The sequence below is a fragment of the Colwellia sp. PAMC 20917 genome (assembly GCF_001767295.1).
Taxonomy (GTDB): domain Bacteria; phylum Pseudomonadota; class Gammaproteobacteria; order Enterobacterales; family Alteromonadaceae; genus Colwellia_A.
In genome coordinates this window covers 2,281,301-2,302,824 of the sequence record NZ_CP014944.1, presented here as the reverse complement: position 1 = coordinate 2,302,824, position 21,524 = coordinate 2,281,301, and the positions used below count along the sequence as shown (strand labels likewise).

The window sequence follows — 21,524 nt, the reverse complement described above, 5'->3', positions numbered from 1 at the left end:
TATTATTGCTGAGTATGGTCAGTTCAGCTTAATCCTGTCACAATAAATATTCTGCTTATGAGTGTTTAAAAAATATGAAACGAAGTAACTATATTACCCGCGCAGGCTGGGATCGCTTAGATAAAGAACTAAAATACTTATGGAAGGAAGAGCGTCCTCTTATCACTAAATCTGTCTCAGAAGCTGCTGCGCAGGGCGATCGAAGTGAAAATGCAGAATACATCTATGGTAAAAGGCGTTTGCGTGAAATTGACCGACGCGTAAGGTTTTTAGTTAAGCGAACCGAGGACTTAACGATTGTCTATTATGATCCTAAACAAGAAGGTAAAGTCTATTTTGGTGCTTGGGTCTCGTTAATTAATGAAGACGACAAAGAACTCACCTATCGAGTGGTGGGGCCTGATGAATGGGACGTTAAAAAAGGGGAAATAAGCCTTGATTCACCTATGGCAAGAGCATTAATAGGTAAGTGTGTTGATGACGAGGTTGTAGTACAGACACCCGAAGGTGAGCGTGTTTTTGATATTATAAAAATTTGGTATAAATAACCAACACACAAGAGTACTAAGGTTTATCGTGCTCTAACCCTCGATTGTTCTATTTCCCTTTGTTAAAACGCCAAGGTGGCTCAGTTTCCCATTTTTTTCATGCTATATCCCTTAAAACTCGGTATATTTTGTTGATCTTGTCATTTTAATAACTAAAATATAAAGACAAAAAACTCATACAAAAGGATGTATCTATGACAAGACAAAAGCAATCGATTATTAATGAAGAAGTTAATTTTGAAAACGGTGTAGAATTAATTTCAACAACCAATAAAAAGGGTGTCATTACTTACGCGAACCCAGACTTTTGTAGAATTGCCGGCTACTCCCTTGATGAACTCGTTGGACAAAATCATAGCATTGTAAGGCATCCCGACATGCCTAAGGCTGCCTTTAAAGATTTATGGACTAATTTAGAATCGGGCTTACCTTGGCGAGGTGTTGTTAAGAATCGCTGCAAAGATGGCCGTTACTACTGGGTTGATGCTTTTATTACCCCTATTTTTGAGTCAGGTCAGCTAGTTGGTTTTCAATCAGTAAGAACACGCTTAGACGAGAAAACTAAAAGTAATGCCATATTATCTTATCAAGCACTACAAGCGGGCAAGTCTTTAAATAAGTGGTACGAAAATGCCAGTATTAAAAATGCAACCTACTTTGGCGTAAGTCTAACAACACTGTTCAGTGCTCTTTATTATCCATACCTGATGTTTTTATTACCTTTATTACCCTTTATAATTTATAAAAATGAAATTATAGATACGCCTAAATATTTTAAAAAACTCAGCAGAGACTATGACAGTCTTTCACGATTAATTTATTGTGGAAGCAAACCTCAAGGTATTGCCGATTTTCATTTGAAAATGGCTGAAGGTAAAATTAAAACAATTTTAGGCCGTATTACCGACAGTAGTGATTTACTCAGTGCAGGCGCGAGTACTCTTGAGCAAGCGGCGAGAATAGCTAAAGAAGGTGTTGAACAAGAAACGGCTGAATTACACCAAGTCGCGACAGCTGTTGAAGAAATGGTGGCAACAATCGACGAGGTTGCCCAGAACACCACCTTCACTTCACAAAAAGTGAATCAAGCCCATTCAGATTGTGAAATTGCCACAAAAGCTATGCACACCACTATGGAAACAGTCAATATATTGGCTGAAGAAGTCGCAAATTCAGCGTCTTCAGCAACAGAGCTCGCCAGTGAGGTTGAAAAAGTTGGCAGCATAATGCATGAAATACAAGGCATTGCCGATCAAACTAATTTATTAGCACTTAATGCGGCAATCGAAGCGGCGCGCGCAGGAGAACATGGTCGAGGATTTTCCGTGGTGGCCGATGAAGTAAGGGCGTTATCAAGCAGAACCCATGCGGCAACAGAGCAAATACAAAGCTCAATATCAGAAATGCAAAATACACTTTTATCATGGGTGCAAACTATGACAAAAGGCAAAGAATCTGCGGACAGTTGTGTAGAAAAAGCGACAGAAGCTCATGATGTTGTTGATAAGGTATATTCATTGATCACTGATATTTCTGATTTAGCCATACAAATATCGACAGCATCAGAAGAGCAAAGTATGGTTTCTCAGGAAATTAGCCGTAATATTATTAACATTAGTGATGCTTCTCAAAATAATCTTCAACAAACAAATACGGTTGAACGTGAGACGGTAAACATTAAAAAAAGAGCCGATGCGCTTAGCGCTTTAGGGCAAGCGTTTAACGGCTAAGGTAATGTTTAATCGTTATTAAATAAAAATAAGATAGAGTCTTTTTATTGTTAAAAAGGGCTGGTAATGAGCTTCTAAAACCTAGTCTATGATTAAAGGCAGATAATTTTTATAGTTTACATTAGCAGCCTAGATAACAGGATTGTCGCTTCTATTGTAAAAATGCCGCTGAAAAAATTAATTTTTAGCGGCATTAATTTAAGTAGGATCAACAGACATAAATCAGTGGGTGGTATGAACAAACGGCTGGTAATGGTCAATATTAATTTTATGCCACGCTAGATAATCACCTTTAGTCATCGGTTTAGCAATTAGATAACCTTGAATTGAATCAATATGTAGCGTTTTAAGTAACTCGTGTTGCTCTAACGCTTCTACACCCTCAGCAACCACGGTTATGTTAAGGCTTTTAGCCAAGGTTATTATCGTATTAACGATACTAAAGCCAGTGCCATTATCTAAGACTTTATCGATAAAGCTTTTATCAATTTTAAGTTCATTGACCGGGAAAGCACTTAAGTGTGTTAAACAAGAGTAGCCAGTACCAAAGTCATCTATGGAGAAGGTAAAGCCTTTTGCTTTGATTTCTTGCATTTGTTGAATGGTATTATCAATATCTCCAGCCAACATCGACTCAGTAATCTCTAACTTAATCTGTGATGGTCGTATATCGAAGACAGCCATGGCATTAAGTAACTCAGTTTTTAAAGTAGATGAGTTAAATTGGCAATGACTTATATTGATTGAAACACTGAACAACTCGTCAATAATATTATCGGTACGCAGTTGCGCAATTAACATACAAATATCACGTAAAACAATGTTTTGTAATTTTTGAATAAGCCCATATTGTTCAGCAATAGGTATAAATTCATTGGGTGCGACTAGGCCTTTACTGGGATGATTCCATCGAATAAGCGCCTCTGCTCCAATGACTTTACCCGAGGTATTTACTTGCGGCTGAAAATAGGCACAAAACTCATTATTAGCTATTGCTCTAACGAGATCAGTTTCGAGTTCAGCCTGCTTTTCTAGTAAGGTTTGTAATTCGGGGTCATAGAAATTATAACTATTACCTTTTTTCATTTTTGCGCGATACATAGCGGTATCTGCAAACTTCAAGATGTTATCTACTAATAAGTTACCATTGTTAACTAGGCTAATACCGATACTGCAACTGACCTGAAATGCTAATTCACCTAACTCAAATTTTTCATCGAATACGCTGTGTAATTTTTGAGCGATACTTTCAGATTCTATAATGGCCTGCTCATTACTTTCACCAACATATTCCAATAAAAGAATAAATTCATCGCCACCCACTCTGGCTAAAGTATCCGATGCCCTTATAGTGGCGCTAAGTCTTGTCGATAATTCGACTAAAATTTGATCTCCAGCGCTATGTCCTAGTGAGTCATTAATTCTTTTAAAGTTATCCAGATCCAAAAATAATAAAGCGCCGGTTTTGCCAGAACGTTTAATTCTTTCAATGCACATTGTCAATCTTTCGTTGAGCATTCTTCTATTAGGAAGGTTGGTTAATGGGTCAAAAAAAGCCAATTTCTCAATCGCCTTTTCTGCTTCTTTACGCACCGTTATATCTCTAGCTATCCAGACGACATGTCTTTTATTAGGAAAGTTTGGCTGATAATGGTCAAGGGGGGCTGTTCTCCCCTCGAAAGTCATATTGCCTTTTAGAACGTCAAGCTGATATTCAAAAATTTGCACTTCATTAGTGGCTAAGGTCTTTTCAATGACCGACATGATGGGCTGTGCATCTTTTTTAGGTAAGGCGTCATTTACATTTTTGTTAATGAGTTTGTTAACTGAACCATATAACAATTCATCAGCTGAGCCATAAATATCGGTATATACGCCATCTTCACTCAATATTAAGGTTAAATCAGGCATAACCTGAGTAAAGGCCTGGAATTTTTGATTACTTTTTTGTAGATCCGCAATCAGTTGTTTGGCGTTAAGAGATTCAACACTTTTTTCTAAGGCGATGCTTGAAAAATGCACGAAGTAGTCGATTAACTCTAAATCTTTATCCGTTGGAGATTTAGGAGAGCTATGGTAAATGGCAAGTGAACCAAGAGTTTTGGACTTTGTTGAAATAATAGGGGTTGACCAACACGATTTAAGACCGTAGCTCAATGCGAGTGCTTTAAAGTCTTGCCATAACGGGGATATTGCGATGTCTTCAACAATGACTCGAGACTTTCTAAATGCTGCAGTCCCACAAGAACCTACCTTTGGACCAATGCGTACGCCATTAATAGCCTGACAATACTTATCATCAATATTTGGCGCAGCGCAGTGAAAAAGTTGTTCGTCTTTTAATGATAATATTGAGCACCTCGCTGACTTGTCATCGAGAAGCTCTTCTATAGATAAACAAATATCATTTAGTACATCATTTAAAGGCCGACCTAAGGCAATTTTAGATAAGATATCTTGTTGATGAGATAATAGTTTTTTTAATCTAGCTATGTCCATATCTCACCAAGATTATTTATTACATTATGGGTTAATTTATAGCAAAACATTTTCAAGGTCAAAGCGATCCCCCCTTTTAAGTAAGGTTTAATTAATTATCCGGCTTTTCACTGGCGTTTGGCAAATATCTAACACGGGTGGTGGCTTTTTGTAGAAAAATGCATTTTCTCGTTTTTTTTGTTTTTCTATCATTTGACTAAAAGCGGGGTGCTCGGTATTTTTTACGGCTAATAAAATTTGTTGTTCTTTGGGCACGTCATTCATCATTTTCATGCTTGTCATGATGGTATAATCTTTTTCAGCAACAGGCTTATCACCTTCAATAACTGATGTTCTAGTAATAGCTTGTACGTGATTCATGCCATAAACCACACGACCAAAGATAGTCATGATTCGATCTAAATAGCGAGTGGCTTGACCATTAACAATATAAAAATGACTGGTGCCGGAGTCGGCGTCATTACCCCTAGCCATTGCAATGACACCAGGGCAGTGCGTTAACCAGGCTTTTTTTTCACTCGGGTTATGAGCTAATGAAAATCCGTCTTTAAAACCTGTTTGTTCAGCGAATAAATCATTGTTTTGAATTTTAGTGAACTGCCAGTTTTCATCGGTAGTAAAGTCACCTTCCATGATTAATGTTGGTACTAACTTATCTTGACGACTGCCATCTTCAGGACCTCCTTGCGCAACAAAACCGTCGATCACTCGATAGAACTTATTACCATCATAATGACCTGATTGGGTCAGTTTTATAAACTGTTCGACATGCTTAGGCGAAAACTGTGGTGCCAGTTCTATAACAATTTTTCCGTGTGGTAGTGTCAATAATACGGTTCTCGCAACATCTAAAGCTCGCCATTCATCAGCTACTTTTGATGTTTGTGCCGCAGCGCTAAAAATAGTCAGTAATGTACTCATGGCTAAAATAAGTTTGATTTTCATGACGTTTCCTTAATCTTTATCGTTTACCCGTGACTATACAGTAAAAAAGTTGGCGCAAAACCCTGTAATTGTTAATATAACGCGATAGAAACCAACACTAATTTTGAGGTACTCAGTGAATAAAAGCTTTATGACTAATATTATCGCCTTGCTTGCTACTTTAGCGGGTTATTTTTTCGAGCAGTCTTTACTCTTTACCATAGGCTTATTTGCCTTGTCGGGGGCATTTACTAATTGGATTGCGATACATATGCTTTTTGAAAAAGTCCCCTTTTTATATGGCTCTGGTGTTATTCCTGCGCGCTTTGAAGATTTTAAAAAAGCCATAAAAGAGCTGATGATGGAACAGTTTTTTACTGAAGAAAATATTGACCGATTTTTGTCGGGTGGTTCAGGGGGGTTAGTGTCTTTAGACTTAACACCCGTTATTGAAAAAATAGACTTGAATCCTGCTTTTGATGACTTAGTGGATGTTATTGAAAAGTCATCGTTTGGTGGCATGTTAGCGATGGTCGGGGGCAGCGAAGCATTACAGCCGTTACGAGAACCGTTTATTGAAAAAATGAAAGTCACCGTTGGAAAAATTTCACAAAGTGAAGAATTTAACAATATCCTCAAGGATGAGTTAGAGCAACCGAGTGTTATGGCGGATATGCGTGATAAAGTCAGTGAAATTATTGACCAAAGGTTAAATGAACTGACACCACAATTGGTTAAGGAAATTATCCAAGCGATGATCCGCAAACACTTAGGTTGGTTGGTTGTTTGGGGAGGTGTATTCGGTGGTATTATTGGCTTTATCGCCGCCGTTACTAATAATTTCTAAGATTTTATCAGCGACTATTTCGCAACAAACGTTGGATATAATTTGTTGCGAAACTTGTCATTACAGATAACAAGGTTATCCTTGTTATTCCTTAGTCCCTTTTGTGCTATTAGTTCCTGCAACTTTTTAGTTTAAACGCTTTAAATTTCACCTTATTGGGGCTATGCTTGCGCTCTAAACACAGGGATTTATTTCTCTTGTTGAGCGAAATCGCCCAATTAAGAACATCCCGTCATTGAATAAGGTAACCGGAGACATGTTTGGTAGCTTAAAGGCTTTGCCAGCCGATCCTATTTTAGGCTTGTTGGCTAAATATCGTGAAGATTCAAACCCACATAAAATTGATTTGGGTGTGGGCGTTTATAAAAATGAAGCAGGTCATACAGCGATTTTAGACTGTGTGAAAGCAGCGGAAAAATATCGTAACGATCACGAAGATACCAAAGTTTACATTGGTCCTACCGGCTCACCTGTATTCAATGAAGAGATGAGCAAATTAATTTTCGGTCACCATAAAGTGCTGCTCGAAAATAGAGCTCGTACGGTTTCTACTCCTGGTGGAACTGGGGCATTACGTGTTGCGGCTGAATTTATTAAGTCTTGTAAAGCGGGCGCCACTATTTGGGTGAGTAACCCTACATGGGCAAATCATACCGGTTTGTTTGAAGCCGCTGGTTTAACCGTTAAAACCTATCCGTATTATGACCACGAAAACAAAACGCTTGATTTTGATGGCATGTTAGCGGCATTAAAAGAAGTCAGCAGCGATGATGCTGTGTTGTTACATGCGTGTTGTCATAATCCCAGTGGTATGGATTTAAACAATGAGCAGTGGCAACAAGTTGTTGAAGTGGCTAAAGACATTGGTTTTTTACCCCTTATCGATATGGCATACCAAGGTTTTGGTGTTGGTTTAGACGAAGATGCCTATGGTTTGCGTTTAATGGCTGAACACGCGAAAGAAATGATTGTTTGTAGTTCATGTTCGAAAAACTTTGGTTTATACCGCGAACGTATTGGCGCTTGTACTATTATTGGCGAAACATCTACCGCAGTTGATGTTGCACAGTCCGTATTACTTTATGTGATCCGTGTTATTTATTCTATGCCACCAGCGCATGGTGCCGCATTGGTTGAAACAATCTTAAGTTCTGATGAACTACGTACCCAGTGGCATGTAGAATTAAAAGAAATGCGAGACCGTATTAATGGTAACCGTCAACTCTTGGTTGATAAGTTAGTCGAAAACGGTGTCACTCGTGATTTTAGCTTTATTACCCGTCAAATGGGAATGTTTTCATTCTTAGGTATAACCCCTGAACAAGTGCAACAGTTACAAGATGAATATAGTATTTATATGGTCGGTTCAAGCCGTATGAGTATTGCGGGTATTGCGAATAGTAATGTTGATTACTTAGCAAAATCTATCGCGAAAGTTCTTTAAGCGCTAAGATTAGTTAACCACTTTAACGCTTAAAAAAGAATTAAAGCCAAAACATCTCGGTGTTTTGGCTTTATTGTTTTTGGTTATCTAGCCAATTGATAATGCGAGTAAGCGGCTATCTTTAGAGGTAAAAATTTCCATCCTCATTCAGTGATATTTTTTCAACCCGAGTAACCGCATTGATGTTTAAGGGGCCATATATATGAGGGTATAAGCCACCACTTGCAGGTTCCCACTTTATTTCTGGTATAACTAACTCTTTATCAACAATCAAAATAAGTGGCTGCTCTTTGTCTTTATAATATTTATTGGCAAGACGGTTTAATTGACTTTTTGGTGTCGCATGAATAAAGCCTTCGCTGGTTAACGAATCACGCGTTAGCTTACCTGCACTTAGTGCTTGTTGATATTCAGCATTTGATGAGAGTAAATAGATAGCCGGATCATTGAGTCCTGCATACATGCGAATAAAAGTATTTGTGAGTATTTGTTGCTCATCTTTTTGGTAAAGGTAGTCAACACGAAATATCCCTTTAATATTATTATTTTCAATAGCCTGACTTACAACGCTTATTTCTGCTCGAGCAGTCCAGTCAGTACCTGTTAACCATAGAGGAACATTGTCAGCAAGATGCTGATGGCCCTTTCTTTCAAAGGGATAGGTTTTTCCACGTACTAACTCTGCGTAATCATCTGAACGGAGAATTGAATTATTTGCTATTTTAAAGCCCATGGGTTTTCCTGTATTAAATTGTTGTTAGCGATAAAGCTATTAATTGTCTATGTTACCGATAAGTGCACATGCTTTAAATGGTAAACAACAAAGAATATATTTGTTGTCTTATCACTATTCGCAATCAATATGTATTTTGCTGAGTTTTGAATGGTAACGTCTAGATGTAAAATTATGCTACATTAATGGCGTAAATTTTTAGGGAAATAAAAAATGACTGAACAAACCAATTTCAAACACATGCAACTGGCCACCTTACACGAGAGTTTAACTGATAAAACTCATGTCATTGTTGATATTCGTGACGCGGCTTCTTTTCAAGCAAATCATATTCCTGGTGCTATTCATTTGAGTAATGAAAACTTTGCCGACTTCATTCGTGAAGCCGACTTAGATGCCCCCGTTGTTGTTTGCTGTTATCACGGTATTTCTAGCCAACAAGCGGCACAGTTTCTTATTAGCCAAGACTTCAGTGATGTTTATTCACTCGATGGCGGCTTTACCGATTGGCAATTACGTTTTCCACAAGATATAGAACACTAAATAGTTGAGCATAATGTCGGAATATAATTCAGCGGATGAGCTAAGTCCGTTAGTACAAGTTAAACAACATAACATTGCCTTGTTGTTTGCGAATTATTTAACCAGTTTAGATATCGATGCTAAAGTACAAAAGTATGATAGTGACTATGTTATTTACTGTGCAAGCAATAAAATAGACCAAGCAAAAGAAATTTTTGCTGAATTTATTGCCGATCCTTACCAAGAAAAATATCAACAAGCTGCATGGCAAAGCGGACAAGTTTCACAAGTTCAGGACAACTCTCCATCATTAATAACAAGCTTTAAACAGCAATTTTTGGCTCATGCCGGTGTGGTAACCTTAACTGTTTTTGCTTTGTGCTGGTTAGTTTTTATCGCGAGCTTGTTGGGTTTCGCTCGACCGACTTTTGAATTATTACATTTCTATCCTAAGTTAACGATCGAGGCCTTTTTTGATTCTCCATTACGTCTTTTAGGGCCCGCCCTGTTTCATTTTTCATGGTTACATATTGTCTTTAATACTATGTGGTGGTGGCAATTAGGTGGCAGTGTTGAACGGACTTTAGGGAAGGGGGCGTTAATTAATTTATTTTTGATCACCGCACTGGTCTCTAATCTCGGGCAGTTTATGGTTTCAGGTCCTAACTTTGGCGGCCTGTCTGGTGTGGTTTATGGCTTAGTGGGTTATGTTTGGTGGTATGGCTGGCTAGCACCTGAAAAAGGTTTAATGATCTCTAAGCCCATTATTGGCTTTTTACTGTTTTGGCTTTTACTGGGCTACGCTGATGTTTTACCGGTTAATATGGCAAATACTGCGCACTTATTAGGATTAGTCAGTGGCTGTTTGTTAGCAGCAGTCAACGTGTTATTAATGAAAAGGCATTAGGTCTATAGCAACAGGGCTAGGTTCTAGTCTACGCTGATGTTTTACCGGTTAATACGGCAAATACTGCGCGCTTATTCAGCGGCTGTTTGTTAGCGGCAGTCAAGGTGTTGTTGATGAAAAGGCATTAGACCTGTATCAACAGGGCTAGGTTAATGTTTTGCCGGTTAATATGATGGCAAATACTGCGCGCTTATTCGAGTTAGGATTAGTAAGTGGCTGTTTGTTAGCAGCAGTCAACGTGTTATTAATGAAAAGGCATTAGGTCTATAGCAACAGGGCTAGGTTCTAGTCTACGCTGATGTTTTACCGGTTAATACGGCAAATACTGCGCGCTTATTCAGATTAGGCTTAGTCAGCGGCTGTTTGTTAGCAGCAGTCAACGTGTTATTAATGAAAAGGCATTAGGTCTATAGCAACAGGGCTAGGTTCTAGTCTACGCTGATGTTTTACCGGTTAATACGGCAAATACTGCGCGCTTATTCAGATTAGGCTTAGTCAGCGGCTGTTTGTTAGTGGCTGCTTGTTAGCAGCAGTCAAGGTGTTATTGATGAAAAGGCATTAGGTCTTTATTAAAAAACCGTAGGTTGAGTTTTACCAACCTACGGGGATCTTTTAATTTACTGTTAGTTGTCTAACCACTGCGTAAATAACAATTTTTTAATTAGCGGTTGACCTGTTTCTTGTGTCAAAAGACTCTTCACTTTTTCTTCACATAAACGCTGGATTTCGTGGCGACCATTAATCGATTTTACTTTTGCTTCAGGTTGCTGACCAATAATAGCAATAATAGCATCGCGTAATAACGGTGCATGATGCTCAACCGTTTCATAATTTGCCGAATCTTCAATCATCAATTCAACGGTGAGACGAACATAGCCGAGTTTCTTTTTTACCGCTACATAGTTAGTGATAATAGCGGGTTCAAAACCAAAGTAAGCATAGTCCGCCGCTTTTGCTGAAGATAAAGGAAAAGAGAACGACAATAATGTCGCTAATATTAATAAGGTATTTTTCATTTTGCCGCTCTATTTAACTGGAGAATTGAAAAGACTATCGACTATATTACAATGAATCATTAGCTTTTATTAGCAAATTTGTTCGCTTTATTTATTTTTATAACACTAAGCGCTAAAACCCCCTCAAGGATAACCCATTTGATAGGCTAACTTATTTCGTGTGGCCTATTGATGCGAGCTCGTCTACCTTTGAAATCACCACTTGAATTTGGTCGGCAAGGTGTACCAAATTACCAGCGGCATAAATTAAACAATACTGATATGATATGCAGGTTATTGTTTAATAAAATAGTTATTAATTAGTTGTTATGACCCAGTCGCATCCATTATTTCCCATTACTATCGATACAGCATGGCAGTCTCCTTTAGGAGTATCGCTTAATGAAACGCTATTAAGTTGGTTACTCGACCCAAGCTCGTTGACTGCTCGATTAAGTCAATGTTGCCAACATTTTCGTGTTGAAGTCTTAGGGCAAAAAATTCAGCCTTGCACAAGAGAAGAAGCAACGGCAGACATTAATGTAGGTGAACAAGTGTTAGTACGTGAGGTGATATTATATTGCGACAATGTGCCACAAGTCTTTGCCCGCAGTTTACTGCCTTTAAAAAGCTTAACCGGTGAAGAGCAGCAGTTAGCACACTTAGGTAATCAATCGTTAGGACAGGTGCTGTTTAGCAAAAAAGAGTTAACCCGTAAATGCATTGAAATCTCGTCTTTTTCTCCAACCACTACCGTATCAGCACTAGCGCGACATCTTAAATTACCGGTTAAAACTGAGCTCTGGGGACGGCGTTCAACGTTTATGCTGCATGATAAACCTTTATTAGTTGCTGAAATTTTTTTACCGAATGCCTTCGCTTATCACACTAATCAAACTAATCAAACTGATCAAACTGATCAAACTGATCAATTATGATAAATAAAAAAGAAATAACAAATCTTCAGGATAATATATGACAAATTCTTTTGCAGATAAGTGGCAAGGCATTGTAACAATTACTCGCGCCGACAAGCCGATCGGTACCTACTTGCTATTATGGCCAACATATTGGGCGTTATGGATAGCGGGCGATGGTTTTCCACCCTTACATTGGCTAGCTGTATTTACCTTAGGTGTTTTTGTTATGCGCAGCGCAGGGTGTGTGATTAATGACTGGGCAGATCGTAAAGTAGACGGACAAGTAAAACGTACCCAGCATAGGCCATTAGTTACCGGTATATTAACGCCAAACGATGCGTTATCGTTATTTGGGTTGTTGATTGGCATCGCGCTTGGCTTAGTTTTAACCTTAAGTTGGTTCACCATTCAATTGTCAGTGATTGCGGTGTTACTGGCAGCAAGTTACCCTTTTATGAAACGCTATACCCAGTTACCCCAAGTGGTATTAGGTGCAGCGTTTAGCTGGGGGATGATTATGGCGTTTGCCGAAGGTATGGGTGAAATCCCCACAGTTGCTTGGCTACTTTTTAGCGCTAACTTATTATGGACGGTAGCTTACGATACTATGTATGCGATGGTTGACCGCGACGACGATTTAAAAATTGGCATAAAATCAACGGCGATTCTATTTGGTCGCCATGACAAACGTATTATTCTATTTCTTCAACTGGCCACACTAGCTTTGTTAATGAGTGTGGGTGAAATGCTTGCTTTTGGTTGGCCTTATCAACTGAGTATTGTGGTTGCAGCCGGATTTTTTTGTTATCAACAAATTTTAATTGTCAATAGAGAGCGTGATAAATGCTTTCAAGCTTTTTTGAATAATCATTTTGTAGGTTTAGTGATTTTTATTGGCATATCAATAGAGTACCTCTAGTCACTACGGCTCCGTATAATCATGAGGTCCAACATTATGCTTGTGGTGCGTCATCCTGATAATCGTTCAGGATGACGATATAGCTCGTTTTATTCGCGCAAGAGTTAACGAATAATACTCTGTAAAACTTCAATATCTATCAGCTGAGTGACCGACGACTTCAACAACCCTAAAGTACTGCTGTCAACGAGCTGGTCGTTTTCATCTTTATTAATATAGCCTTGCTCAATCATGGCTTTAATTAAAATTCCCTGGGCTTTTTTATCAATAAACTCAGGAGCATTAATATCATTTAATACCGATAAGCGCTTAGCAATAGCAACAACTTTGTCTTCAAGGTCATTTTTACTAATGGGTGATAAACGATGTGTTAATGAACAGATAATGGTAAAACGTTGTACGGTTTCATTAATACATTCGCCGATTAAGCGAATATTACTGGTCAGTTCAACGTCATTTACTACGCTTAAAAAGCCACTTTTACTTTTTCGAATAAGACCTTCGGCCATTAAAAATTTTATTATTTGCTCTGTTTGTTCCACAACATCACTTTCGCTTTGCCATAAAAATAAATCAATTTTCACTAAACTGATGATCCGTTGCACCTGTTCTAATAAAGTGTCGATATCTATTTTGCTATGGCGTTCCAATATCCGGCAAATGAGCGCAGGTAATATATAGCTATGTAAAATATTATTACGGTAATAACGCATTTCTAAAATGGCGGTTTCAGATAATGAAATAATGTCGCCGTAACTGTCTTGATTAACCGTGACTTTATTAAGAGAGATAACCTCTTCAAGCAGTTGCTGGCCATCTTCACTGGGGATGGTCAATTGCTGACTATAAGGCGCATTGCGCTGTAAGTTTAAAAATAAATCAAGCTGGCTTATTAATTCTGTTTTAGCGAGTGCTTTATTATTACAAGCATGCAGAATAAGTGCGACTAAAGCTGTACCGTTAATGGCGGCGCTTTGATTGATATGTGTCATTACTTGATCAGCCAGAATATTAACACTTGGTGTTAACCATGTTGGCTTTTGTGGATCAATAGGGTCGATATCGTCTTTCCAGTTAGGGACCTGTTTATTTAAGAACTGGTTAATATTGATAGGTTCACCAAAATTCACGTAACCTTTTCCATAATTTCGTAAATTTTTAATCGCTTTAATAACACCAAAGATAGATTCATTTTTCTTCTGGCTACCACTTAATTCTTTATGGTAAGTGCCGACTTCCATGACATGCTCGTAACCTAAATAAACCGGCACTAAGGTTAGCGGACGGTCAATGCCACGAAGCAAGCTTTGTATCGTCATGGCAAGCATACCCGTTTTAGGGGGTAGTAAACGGCCAGTTCTACTGCGTCCGCCTTCAGAATAATATTTTACCGAGTAGCCACGTTCAAATAATAAGCCTAAATACTCGCGAAAGATGGTGGAATATAAGCGATTGCCTTTAAAGCTACGACGAATAAAAAACGCCCCGGCTTTGCGGAAGATAGGGCCTGCTGGCCAAAAATTTAAATTAATACCAGCGGCTATTCTAGGAGTCACTAAGCCTTCTTGGAAAATGACATAGGTAAGTAGTAAATAGTCCATGTGGCTTCGGTGACAAGGCACATAAATAATTTCATGGCCTTCTTGAGCGAGATCGCGCAGCACTTTTGCATTATTGATGTTTATACCGCTGTATAAGCGACTCCACAGCCAAGTTAAAATACGCGCGCCTAAACGAACCATAGAGTCACGGTAATCACCGGCAATTTCATCCATGATGGCAAGGGCTTGCTTTTTCACTTGCTCTTCACTAATTGCTTTGCTTTTGGCTTCGTCGCTGATTAAGCGTTTTATCGATGGATTAGCAAGCAGTGTCGCAAACATTTGTTGACGGTGCATTAACCTTGGGCCCGTTACTGCAATCGTTTGGCGGTAAAAGTGAAAACGAGCAATACGCATTAACTTTTGTGCACTTGCTTGCGTTGTACCATGCTTGTCTGCCATAAAACGAAAAGAAATCGCTTCACTAAATCGGACAATAGAATTACGCCCTAAAAATAATACAATAAAAAATTTTCGTAACCACGAAGGTGATTCTTGATCCGCTAAAACAGTACCAATATTGGCATTATTATGTTCTTTGGTTGGTGTTCTACCCCAAATAACATGAGCAGGTATTAGCTGAGCATCTAACTTTTCGTCGATGCTGTGCTGCTTTAATAATTCGAAGCCTTGGGTAATCGCTTCGGTATGACCTGCTTTTCGCCAACGAAACAGCGGTGTAGGTTTTTCTAAGCACAATAAACGTGAAAAACTTTGCCCATTAATGGTTACCAGGCTTAGTGGATCGGGTAATTTTAAGGTTTTACAGGCTTTTCGTAGGGCAAGTAGATCACTGGCAGATTGATGACGAATAACATAAAACTGTGGCTGTTCAAGTTTTACTTCTTCTGACTCTAAATAGTTGTCAGGAACAATCTTACTGCGAACAAGCAATTTTATCGGGAAACGTAATAAGAAATAGAATAATGAACGTATGGCTGACATCGAGTTTTCTCTGAATTATTATACTTTTAGACATGTTTTTAATAGTAGCTTTATTGTAGCATGTTGCCTATGGTTTTTGGTAATGGTGGCCATCACCAACATCCTTCTTTTATCATCGAGTAATAAATGACAAGCCAACTGAACAAAATAGCTATATTTGTAGATGTACAAAATATTTACTATACCACCCGTGATAGCTTTCAAAGGCAGTTTAACTACCGAAAGTTTTGGCAACAAATTAGTGAGCAAGGCGATATTGTTATCGCCAATGCCTATGCCATTCAACGCAGTGATGATGCCCAACATAAATTTCAAAAAGCGTTAAAACATATTGGCTTTGAGGTAAAGCTTAAGCCTTTTATTCAACGTCGAGATGGCTCTGCCAAAGGTGACTGGGACGTCGGTATTACCATTGATGTCATGGAAAGTGCCTGCGATGTTGATACCGTTATATTATTATCTGGCGATGGCGACTTTGATTTACTACTTCGTAAAGTTAAAGAGCGTTATGGAGTAACCACACATGTTTATGGTGTATCCGCTTTAACCGCTAATTCATTAATTAACGCGGCGGATGATTATTTTCCGATAGATGACGGGTTACTAATATAACTTTGTTTGTCGAAATGACAGTGAGTCTGTGGTCTGCCAATTATTATGGCCATATCTTAATGATTGCTAATGTTGCCATATACCCTTGATCGCCAGCGAACAAAAATTATCCGCTTTTTCTTAAAGATGTGCGATAGTAGTTGTACATACAGATGAAATAAAATGATTAGACAATGAAAATATTGATATTACTGATGCTGTCTTTATTTGCATCAGCCTGTAGTCAACAAGACGTCTATAATTCTGCAGCGGTTAGCAAAAGCAGTTACAGTAAATCAGCGATAGCAACCACAGCCCTTTCAGATGATGGTAAGTTAACGGCGGTTGTTAATGGTAATGGTGTCTGTCTTTGGCAAAACAATCACCAATCAATATTACCTAATTGCCTTCCCGCTGATCATGCACAACATATTGAAATCGCTTATATCAGTAATAATAATCAGTTCTTATATCTTTCTAATCGTGTGTCTGTAAAGCAATATACAATTGATAATCTTGAAATAGTCGGTGAGTGGCAAGTCGCAGATAATATAATTAATGATATGTCGGTGTCTAAAAATGGTCAGTTACTGTTATTAGGATTTCGTAGCGGTAAAGCCAGTGTTATTGATACCAAAGCGAATAAGGTCACTACTTTTCAAAAACATCGTTTAGATATAAACGCGGTGAGCCTGTCTGAAAACGGTCAAATTGCTTTTACCGGTTCAAGTGATAAAGTGGCCCAGTTATGGAATACTTCAACGGGTAAAACCCTTTTTGAATTTAGTCATGCCAGTCGAGTTAATCATGTTGATATCAGTAGCGACGGTTTGGTTGGCTTTAGTATTGACGCGGTTAAAGAACGCAAATTTTGGAACCTAGCAACAGGTCAGCTCATTGCTGAATTAGATACTTACTTAAAATTTATGGAAGTGAATGACTCTGTTTTTTCTGCTGACAAACAACTGTTTTTAACTGGCTCACCCAGGCAAGTATTACAGTTATGGCGAGTGGCCGATGGCGCATTACTCGCTCAGTGGCAGTCAACAATGGAAAATGGCCGAGCATCGGTATTAAGTGTCGCAATGAATGATGGGGATAGCGAAACTATCAAAGATGTTAAAACTATCAAGTTTATTAATGCCAGTAATAGTGATGGCGTTATAGAACTGTGGCATTTTCCTGTTCATTAATTTTATAACCTTTTAGGTTAGAGGTACTGCTTTGTCTAAGCCAATTCCAACAACATTTTTTGATATGTTACCACTGCCTATTTTGGTTGTTGAGCTTAATGAAGAAGCGCTAAATCATACTATTGTTTATTTGAACCAAAGCTTTACTAACATTATTGGTTGGGATTTAGCCGATATACCAGATAAGAATCACTGGTGGCAAAAAGCCTATCCAGATCCCCATTATCAGAAGGTCGTTGAAAGCTTATGGGAACTGAGTATGGAATCAATAGATGCTGAAAAAGATAGCTTTGTTATGGTGACCGTAAATATTCAGACCAAGCGCCATGGCGTTAAGCGATTTAAAGTTTATACCGAATTGAAAAGCGCGCTAATGGACGGCTATTATGTAGTCGCATTTGAAGAAATTAATTAATTACTAGCCAGAAGATTAACCAATAAAGCTATAAGCTAATGATATATTTCACCTAAATAAAATGTCTTTTTGGGGATTTTAAAAAAATGGACGTCGCCACTATTTTCATGATGAACCCCTATAGAACCATCGTATTCATCGATAATTTTTTGGCAAAGTAATTGATTTAAAATAGGTGTTTGGATCATACCTTCAGGGGATTTTTCTATTTCTACAGATGTCAGCGGAGTGGCTTTATCTAAAGGTGAGGCGTCTTCTACTTCAAAAACAATATCCTCATTTTTTGTATAAAGTCGAATTTTAAGCTCACCACCGTTTTGTGACCGCATCACGGCATCATGAGTCAATTGATTGATAACTTGACCAATCTTCTCTGGAACACATAAGTTTTTAATATCGTCATCAAACGATTTTTTTACGATAATATTACGTAATTTATCTCTGCTTGATTCGAGGTATAGTTGTGTTGCTATCATTGATTGCAACGAAGATGACTTTAAAGCAGAGCTTTGCATATAGTTAGAAATGGTAAAATAATTTAAAAAACTGTCAAAAGTACGGGTTAATTTTTCTTTGGATAACTGGCTAAGTTCTTTAAAATTTTGGTATTGTGCCTTACTGACTTTTCCCTCTAATAAACAATCATTCACCGTTGTTAATACGTAAATAGGGTCAGAAATTTCCTTAGTCATATTATTAATGATTTTTTTATAGTCGTTGAGAGTGCATTGATCTTTATTCATTTTATGCGCATTAAAGATCAGTCTTCTAAGCGTTAAGGTAAAGAGTTCATTATCGATTGGCTTAATAAAAACATCATCAGCACCATTGGCTAAAAATTTAATCGCACCATTTCTATTGCCGGTTAAACCAATAAAAATAAAAGATCGATCCACAAAAGTTTCCTTTATTTCTTGCATTAATTCACAGCCATTTTTAGAGGGCATTTCATAATCAAGTATCAGAATATTAATTGCGGGTGTTAATCTTAAGCGCTCTATCACTTGTTCGCTATTGAGCTCAGTGTCGTTATGAATAAACTCACTGCTCAAAATATTGGCAACAATACGGCTATCAACTCTTGAGTCATCCACAACCAGTGCGTGTTGAAAACGATAAATATCGTGTTGTCTAATAAAACCATAAATAAGAGAGCTTAATTCGCTATCATTTTCATTGACCACCATATCAATGTAATGTTCTTTAGCGGTTCTTTCCATTTCAAAATTAAGAGAACGGGTGATCAATAAAGTGGGGACATTTTGTTTTAATTTAAGTCTGGTAATACTCTCTTCATCAATCTTTTCAATATAAAGAATGAGATAATCAGTGTTTGTTATAGCGACTTTAAGAGGTTGGGTGAGGTCATCAGCTATGAATGATTCGACATGTCCTAAATTTTCGCCCTGTAATACGGGTAGCAAACTTTTAGAGACCTGATCGGGTAGATTTACTAAGAAAATATTTGAATTCATCATAACTGCTCCTTGTCTTAAATAAAGCGCCCTGGGTGATAAAAGAACGTTAAGCGCTCATTAACTATACTCTTTATTTCTGTTTTGAACAGTAGCTAATGTTATTTTTATAGAACCAACCCCCCTCATTTTAAAATATAGTTAATGATGAGTAATCACCGGGCTATTTATAAATATCCCTTTAGTTAAAAATAATTTAACCCCTTTTACTTCTTCCAAGCGTTTTACCTGTATAAGTCGCAATTTTAGCGCTTATATCTGTTTTTTGTTTGTTAAATAAAGGAATTACTATGGCTAAATTATTATCTTATATCAGCTTGGCAGTTATTATTACTTTTAGTTTATTTGCTTTTATGGCGTATTTAATCAGTAACGACAGTGTCAATATTACTAAGCCATTAACCGATGTTATTGTTGAAGTGGCACAATTACCTGAAGATTCAAAAGTTATTAAAACCGATAAGGTAAAGCTAGAACCACCAGCACCACCAGAGCCTATGCCAAGAAATGTTGTGACGATTGATGTTGCAAGTGGCACGCACAATTTATCCTACCAATCAGCTCCAATCTCAATGACGGGAGGTAGTACTGGCTTTAAGCAATACCAAGGGATGAATAATAATGAGGCTCGCCCCATCGTACGTGTTAATCCTAAATACCCAATAGAAGCGATGAGAAAAGGAACTGAAGGCTGGGTGCAATTAGCTTTTGATATTAATGAAGTCGGTAAAGTTGTTAATATCTCAGTAATTGACGCTCAGCCAAAACGTATTTTTGATAAAGCGGCTAGACATGCTTTAAGAAAATGGAAATATCAGGCAAAATCGGTTGATGGAGCAGCGGTCTATCAAAAAGGTCGTACCGTACAATTAGATTTTTCTATGGACCAACAAAGTTAGGATGCGCCTTTGAAGTTACCTTCTATGGTTAAGGGTTGGTTTAATCCAACTATCAGCCCTGAAATATTAATAACGCGTTATATTGGCACCAGCAAAGATAAATATTTTACTTTGCTGGTTAAGCAATTTAATCAGCCAATTTATCATTATCTATTGAGCCAGTCTGATAAAGAAACCGCTGAAGATATTATTCAGTCGATGTGGTTAAAGGTGATGAACATTAAAGCGAGCCATCCAGCACACAGCAATGTTAAAAGCTGGTTGTTTACCATTGCTAGAAATACCTTAATTGATGAATTAAGAAGGCAAAACCGTTGGCAAACACAATCCCTTGATGAGCAGGGTGCGGCCACAGATATACAACTATTGTCGCAGACCAATAATCACTCACTGGAGCAACAATTTGAGTATATTGATAGATTAGCCCTTTTTAATCGAGCAATTACCTTATTGCCTTTTTACCAGCGAGAAGCTTTTATTTTTCAACAAGAAGGTTTTTCACTTGAACAAATTGCCGAATTAACCGGTGAAAGCTTTGAAACGATTAAAAGCCGTTTGCGTTATGCCAGAACTTATATTAAAAATTTATTGGAAGATAAATCATGAAACACCCATCCTGTGATGAAGAGATCGCCTCACTTTATCAACAAAGAAAGCAACAAGTCATTGCACCAGAAATTCATTTGTCAGCTTTGCAAAAAAGTAAAAAATCGCGATATACGCTGATACAGTTATTGAGCCTATTATTTTTAGGAGGAGTGGCTTCATTTAGTATTTTAGCCGTGATAAGTCATTTTTCTAAGCAAGCGAACCTCCAAACAGCGCCAAAATCGCCAACAGAGCTGAGTGTCGTTGAATATCAAGAAATAACCCCAGAAGATGAATTTATTGCGGTTGTTATACCGCCATTAGCACCGAAACAACCTTATGTTGTTCCTGCTCAGTCTGAGAATGAAATTGCCCTTGGAGCGAATAATAGACCAGAGACATTAATTCTTTCACTGCCTATTGATGTTGTCACTGTTTCAGTGACAGCGGATATCAAGCCACCAACGTTATCTTTGGTGCCACTCTATCAAGAACAACCAAAATATTCGGTTGACGCCATTAGAACCCGACAATCAGGGACCGTAAAGCTGGCTTATAGTATTTCGCCACAAGGTGAAGTTTTAAATATTAGCACTGTCGAGTCGAGTGTTAATCGGGAGCTTAATATCTCTGCTAGAAAAGCGCTCTCAAAATGGCGTTATCGTCGTGGAATATATAGTGAAGAGGGCTATGAAATTATTTTCGATTTCACGTTAGAATAAATAATTAATTTATTTATTTAAATTAATTTGAACTTATCGGGCAATAGGTGCTCTTATTATACGAGAGTTTATTTCCCTTAGTGTTTATGTTTTTATAAAGCGTTTCT

Annotated in this window: 20 protein-coding genes; 14 read left to right on the top strand and 6 right to left on the bottom strand. The window is 37.9% G+C overall.

Annotated features, from left to right (window positions below; genetic code table 11):
* Window positions 1–74 precede the first annotated feature (74 nt).
* Window positions 75–548: a transcription elongation factor GreB gene (gene greB / locus A3Q34_RS09935; protein WP_070375217.1), complete on the top strand. Its 474-nt coding sequence runs from the start codon at window positions 75–77 to the stop codon at window positions 546–548.
* A 194-nt stretch (window positions 549–742) separates the two neighbouring features.
* The gene (locus A3Q34_RS09930) at window positions 743–2,278 is read left to right on the top strand and encodes a methyl-accepting chemotaxis protein (protein ID WP_070375216.1); all 1,536 of its coding nucleotides are present in this window, start codon (window positions 743–745) and stop codon (window positions 2,276–2,278) included.
* Window positions 2,279–2,500: 222 nt separating this feature from the next.
* On the opposite strand, the gene A3Q34_RS09925 is transcribed toward A3Q34_RS09930, so the two are convergent.
* Window positions 2,501–4,777, bottom strand: a complete 2,277-nt coding sequence (locus A3Q34_RS09925) for a sensor domain-containing phosphodiesterase (protein ID WP_070375215.1) — start codon at window positions 4,775–4,777, stop codon at window positions 2,501–2,503.
* A gap of 87 nt (window positions 4,778–4,864) precedes the next feature.
* The gene (locus A3Q34_RS09920; protein ID WP_070375214.1) at window positions 4,865–5,722 is read right to left on the bottom strand and encodes a peptidylprolyl isomerase; all 858 of its coding nucleotides are present in this window, start codon (window positions 5,720–5,722) and stop codon (window positions 4,865–4,867) included.
* A gap of 115 nt (window positions 5,723–5,837) precedes the next feature.
* Between A3Q34_RS09920 and A3Q34_RS09915 the strand changes: the two genes are divergently transcribed.
* Complete coding sequence (locus A3Q34_RS09915) at window positions 5,838–6,548, top strand: DUF445 family protein (RefSeq protein WP_070375213.1); 711 nt, start codon at window positions 5,838–5,840, stop codon at window positions 6,546–6,548.
* 256 nt (window positions 6,549–6,804) lie between these two features.
* Window positions 6,805–7,992 carry an amino acid aminotransferase gene (locus A3Q34_RS09910; RefSeq protein WP_070375212.1) on the top strand — a complete coding sequence of 396 codons (1,188 nt, stop codon included), beginning with the start codon at window positions 6,805–6,807 and terminating at the stop codon, window positions 7,990–7,992.
* 121 nt (window positions 7,993–8,113) lie between these two features.
* On the opposite strand, the gene A3Q34_RS09905 is transcribed toward A3Q34_RS09910, so the two are convergent.
* A complete protein-coding gene (locus A3Q34_RS09905) occupies window positions 8,114–8,725 on the bottom strand; it encodes a DUF952 domain-containing protein (protein WP_070375211.1) in 612 nt (203 codons plus the stop codon).
* A gap of 213 nt (window positions 8,726–8,938) precedes the next feature.
* Here A3Q34_RS09905 and glpE point away from each other — a divergent pair, with 213 nt between their 5' ends.
* A complete protein-coding gene (glpE, locus tag A3Q34_RS09900) occupies window positions 8,939–9,268 on the top strand; it encodes a thiosulfate sulfurtransferase GlpE (RefSeq protein WP_083277969.1) in 330 nt (109 codons plus the stop codon).
* A gap of 13 nt (window positions 9,269–9,281) precedes the next feature.
* Entirely contained in the window at window positions 9,282–10,154 is an 873-nt protein-coding gene (gene glpG, locus A3Q34_RS09895) for a rhomboid family intramembrane serine protease GlpG (RefSeq protein ID WP_070375210.1), read from the top strand.
* A gap of 623 nt (window positions 10,155–10,777) precedes the next feature.
* Here the strand turns inward: glpG and A3Q34_RS09890 are convergent.
* Entirely contained in the window at window positions 10,778–11,170 is a 393-nt protein-coding gene (locus A3Q34_RS09890) for a flagellar basal body-associated protein FliL (RefSeq protein ID WP_070375209.1), read from the bottom strand.
* 308 nt (window positions 11,171–11,478) lie between these two features.
* Here A3Q34_RS09890 and A3Q34_RS09885 point away from each other — a divergent pair, with 308 nt between their 5' ends.
* Window positions 11,479–12,087, top strand: a complete 609-nt coding sequence (locus tag A3Q34_RS09885) for a chorismate--pyruvate lyase family protein (RefSeq protein WP_070375208.1) — start codon at window positions 11,479–11,481, stop codon at window positions 12,085–12,087.
* Window positions 12,088–12,124: 37 nt separating this feature from the next.
* Window positions 12,125–12,988 carry a 4-hydroxybenzoate octaprenyltransferase gene (gene ubiA, locus A3Q34_RS09880; RefSeq protein WP_070375207.1) on the top strand — a complete coding sequence of 288 codons (864 nt, stop codon included), beginning with the start codon at window positions 12,125–12,127 and terminating at the stop codon, window positions 12,986–12,988.
* A gap of 104 nt (window positions 12,989–13,092) precedes the next feature.
* On the opposite strand, the gene plsB is transcribed toward ubiA, so the two are convergent.
* A complete protein-coding gene (gene plsB, locus A3Q34_RS09875; protein ID WP_070375206.1) occupies window positions 13,093–15,534 on the bottom strand; it encodes a glycerol-3-phosphate 1-O-acyltransferase PlsB in 2,442 nt (813 codons plus the stop codon).
* A gap of 138 nt (window positions 15,535–15,672) precedes the next feature.
* Here plsB and A3Q34_RS09870 point away from each other — a divergent pair, with 138 nt between their 5' ends.
* From A3Q34_RS09870 to A3Q34_RS09860, 3 genes are all read left to right on the top strand, one after another.
* Window positions 15,673–16,146, top strand: a complete 474-nt coding sequence (locus A3Q34_RS09870; RefSeq protein ID WP_070377094.1) for an NYN domain-containing protein — start codon at window positions 15,673–15,675, stop codon at window positions 16,144–16,146.
* A 173-nt stretch (window positions 16,147–16,319) separates the two neighbouring features.
* The gene (locus A3Q34_RS09865; protein ID WP_070375205.1) at window positions 16,320–17,318 is read left to right on the top strand and encodes a WD40 repeat domain-containing protein; all 999 of its coding nucleotides are present in this window, start codon (window positions 16,320–16,322) and stop codon (window positions 17,316–17,318) included.
* Window positions 17,319–17,349: 31 nt separating this feature from the next.
* Complete coding sequence (locus A3Q34_RS09860; RefSeq protein ID WP_070375204.1) at window positions 17,350–17,733, top strand: hypothetical protein; 384 nt, start codon at window positions 17,350–17,352, stop codon at window positions 17,731–17,733.
* Window positions 17,734–17,768: 35 nt separating this feature from the next.
* On the opposite strand, the gene A3Q34_RS09855 is transcribed toward A3Q34_RS09860, so the two are convergent.
* Window positions 17,769–19,211 carry an ATP-binding response regulator gene (locus tag A3Q34_RS09855; RefSeq protein WP_083277967.1) on the bottom strand — a complete coding sequence of 481 codons (1,443 nt, stop codon included), beginning with the start codon at window positions 19,209–19,211 and terminating at the stop codon, window positions 17,769–17,771.
* Window positions 19,212–19,498: 287 nt separating this feature from the next.
* Between A3Q34_RS09855 and A3Q34_RS09850 the strand changes: the two genes are divergently transcribed.
* From A3Q34_RS09850 to A3Q34_RS09840, 3 genes are read left to right on the top strand one after another with little or no spacing between them, the layout of a single operon-like run.
* The gene (locus A3Q34_RS09850) at window positions 19,499–20,107 is read left to right on the top strand and encodes an energy transducer TonB (RefSeq protein ID WP_070375202.1); all 609 of its coding nucleotides are present in this window, start codon (window positions 19,499–19,501) and stop codon (window positions 20,105–20,107) included.
* 9 nt (window positions 20,108–20,116) lie between these two features.
* Window positions 20,117–20,713: a sigma-70 family RNA polymerase sigma factor gene (locus A3Q34_RS09845; RefSeq protein WP_070375201.1), complete on the top strand. Its 597-nt coding sequence runs from the start codon at window positions 20,117–20,119 to the stop codon at window positions 20,711–20,713.
* The gene (locus A3Q34_RS09840) at window positions 20,710–21,417 is read left to right on the top strand and encodes an energy transducer TonB (RefSeq protein WP_070375200.1); all 708 of its coding nucleotides are present in this window, start codon (window positions 20,710–20,712) and stop codon (window positions 21,415–21,417) included. The genes A3Q34_RS09845 and A3Q34_RS09840 overlap by 4 nt, the downstream gene beginning before the upstream one ends.
* Window positions 21,418–21,524: the final 107 nt, after the last annotated feature.

What these genes read in the sequence shown, in the direction of transcription:
- greB (WP_070375217.1), top strand. Translation starts at nt 75, where the DNA reads ATGAAACGAAGTAACTATATTACCCGCGCAGGCTGGGATCGCTTAGAT.
- A3Q34_RS09930 (WP_070375216.1), top strand. Translation starts at nt 743, where the DNA reads ATGACAAGACAAAAGCAATCGATTATTAATGAAGAAGTTAATTTTGAA.
- A3Q34_RS09925 (WP_070375215.1), bottom strand. Translation starts at nt 4,777, where the DNA reads ATGGACATAGCTAGATTAAAAAAACTATTATCTCATCAACAAGATATC.
- A3Q34_RS09920 (WP_070375214.1), bottom strand. Translation starts at nt 5,722, where the DNA reads ATGAAAATCAAACTTATTTTAGCCATGAGTACATTACTGACTATTTTT.
- A3Q34_RS09910 (WP_070375212.1), top strand. Translation starts at nt 6,805, where the DNA reads ATGTTTGGTAGCTTAAAGGCTTTGCCAGCCGATCCTATTTTAGGCTTG.
- A3Q34_RS09905 (WP_070375211.1), bottom strand. Translation starts at nt 8,725, where the DNA reads ATGGGCTTTAAAATAGCAAATAATTCAATTCTCCGTTCAGATGATTAC.
- glpE (WP_083277969.1), top strand. Translation starts at nt 8,939, where the DNA reads ATGACTGAACAAACCAATTTCAAACACATGCAACTGGCCACCTTACAC.
- glpG (WP_070375210.1), top strand. Translation starts at nt 9,282, where the DNA reads ATGTCGGAATATAATTCAGCGGATGAGCTAAGTCCGTTAGTACAAGTT.
- A3Q34_RS09890 (WP_070375209.1), bottom strand. Translation starts at nt 11,170, where the DNA reads ATGAAAAATACCTTATTAATATTAGCGACATTATTGTCGTTCTCTTTT.
- A3Q34_RS09885 (WP_070375208.1), top strand. Translation starts at nt 11,479, where the DNA reads ATGACCCAGTCGCATCCATTATTTCCCATTACTATCGATACAGCATGG.
- ubiA (WP_070375207.1), top strand. Translation starts at nt 12,125, where the DNA reads ATGACAAATTCTTTTGCAGATAAGTGGCAAGGCATTGTAACAATTACT.
- plsB (WP_070375206.1), bottom strand. Translation starts at nt 15,534, where the DNA reads ATGTCAGCCATACGTTCATTATTCTATTTCTTATTACGTTTCCCGATA.
- A3Q34_RS09865 (WP_070375205.1), top strand. Translation starts at nt 16,320, where the DNA reads ATGAAAATATTGATATTACTGATGCTGTCTTTATTTGCATCAGCCTGT.
- A3Q34_RS09855 (WP_083277967.1), bottom strand. Translation starts at nt 19,211, where the DNA reads ATGATGAATTCAAATATTTTCTTAGTAAATCTACCCGATCAGGTCTCT.
- A3Q34_RS09850 (WP_070375202.1), top strand. Translation starts at nt 19,499, where the DNA reads ATGGCTAAATTATTATCTTATATCAGCTTGGCAGTTATTATTACTTTT.
- A3Q34_RS09840 (WP_070375200.1), top strand. Translation starts at nt 20,710, where the DNA reads ATGAAACACCCATCCTGTGATGAAGAGATCGCCTCACTTTATCAACAA.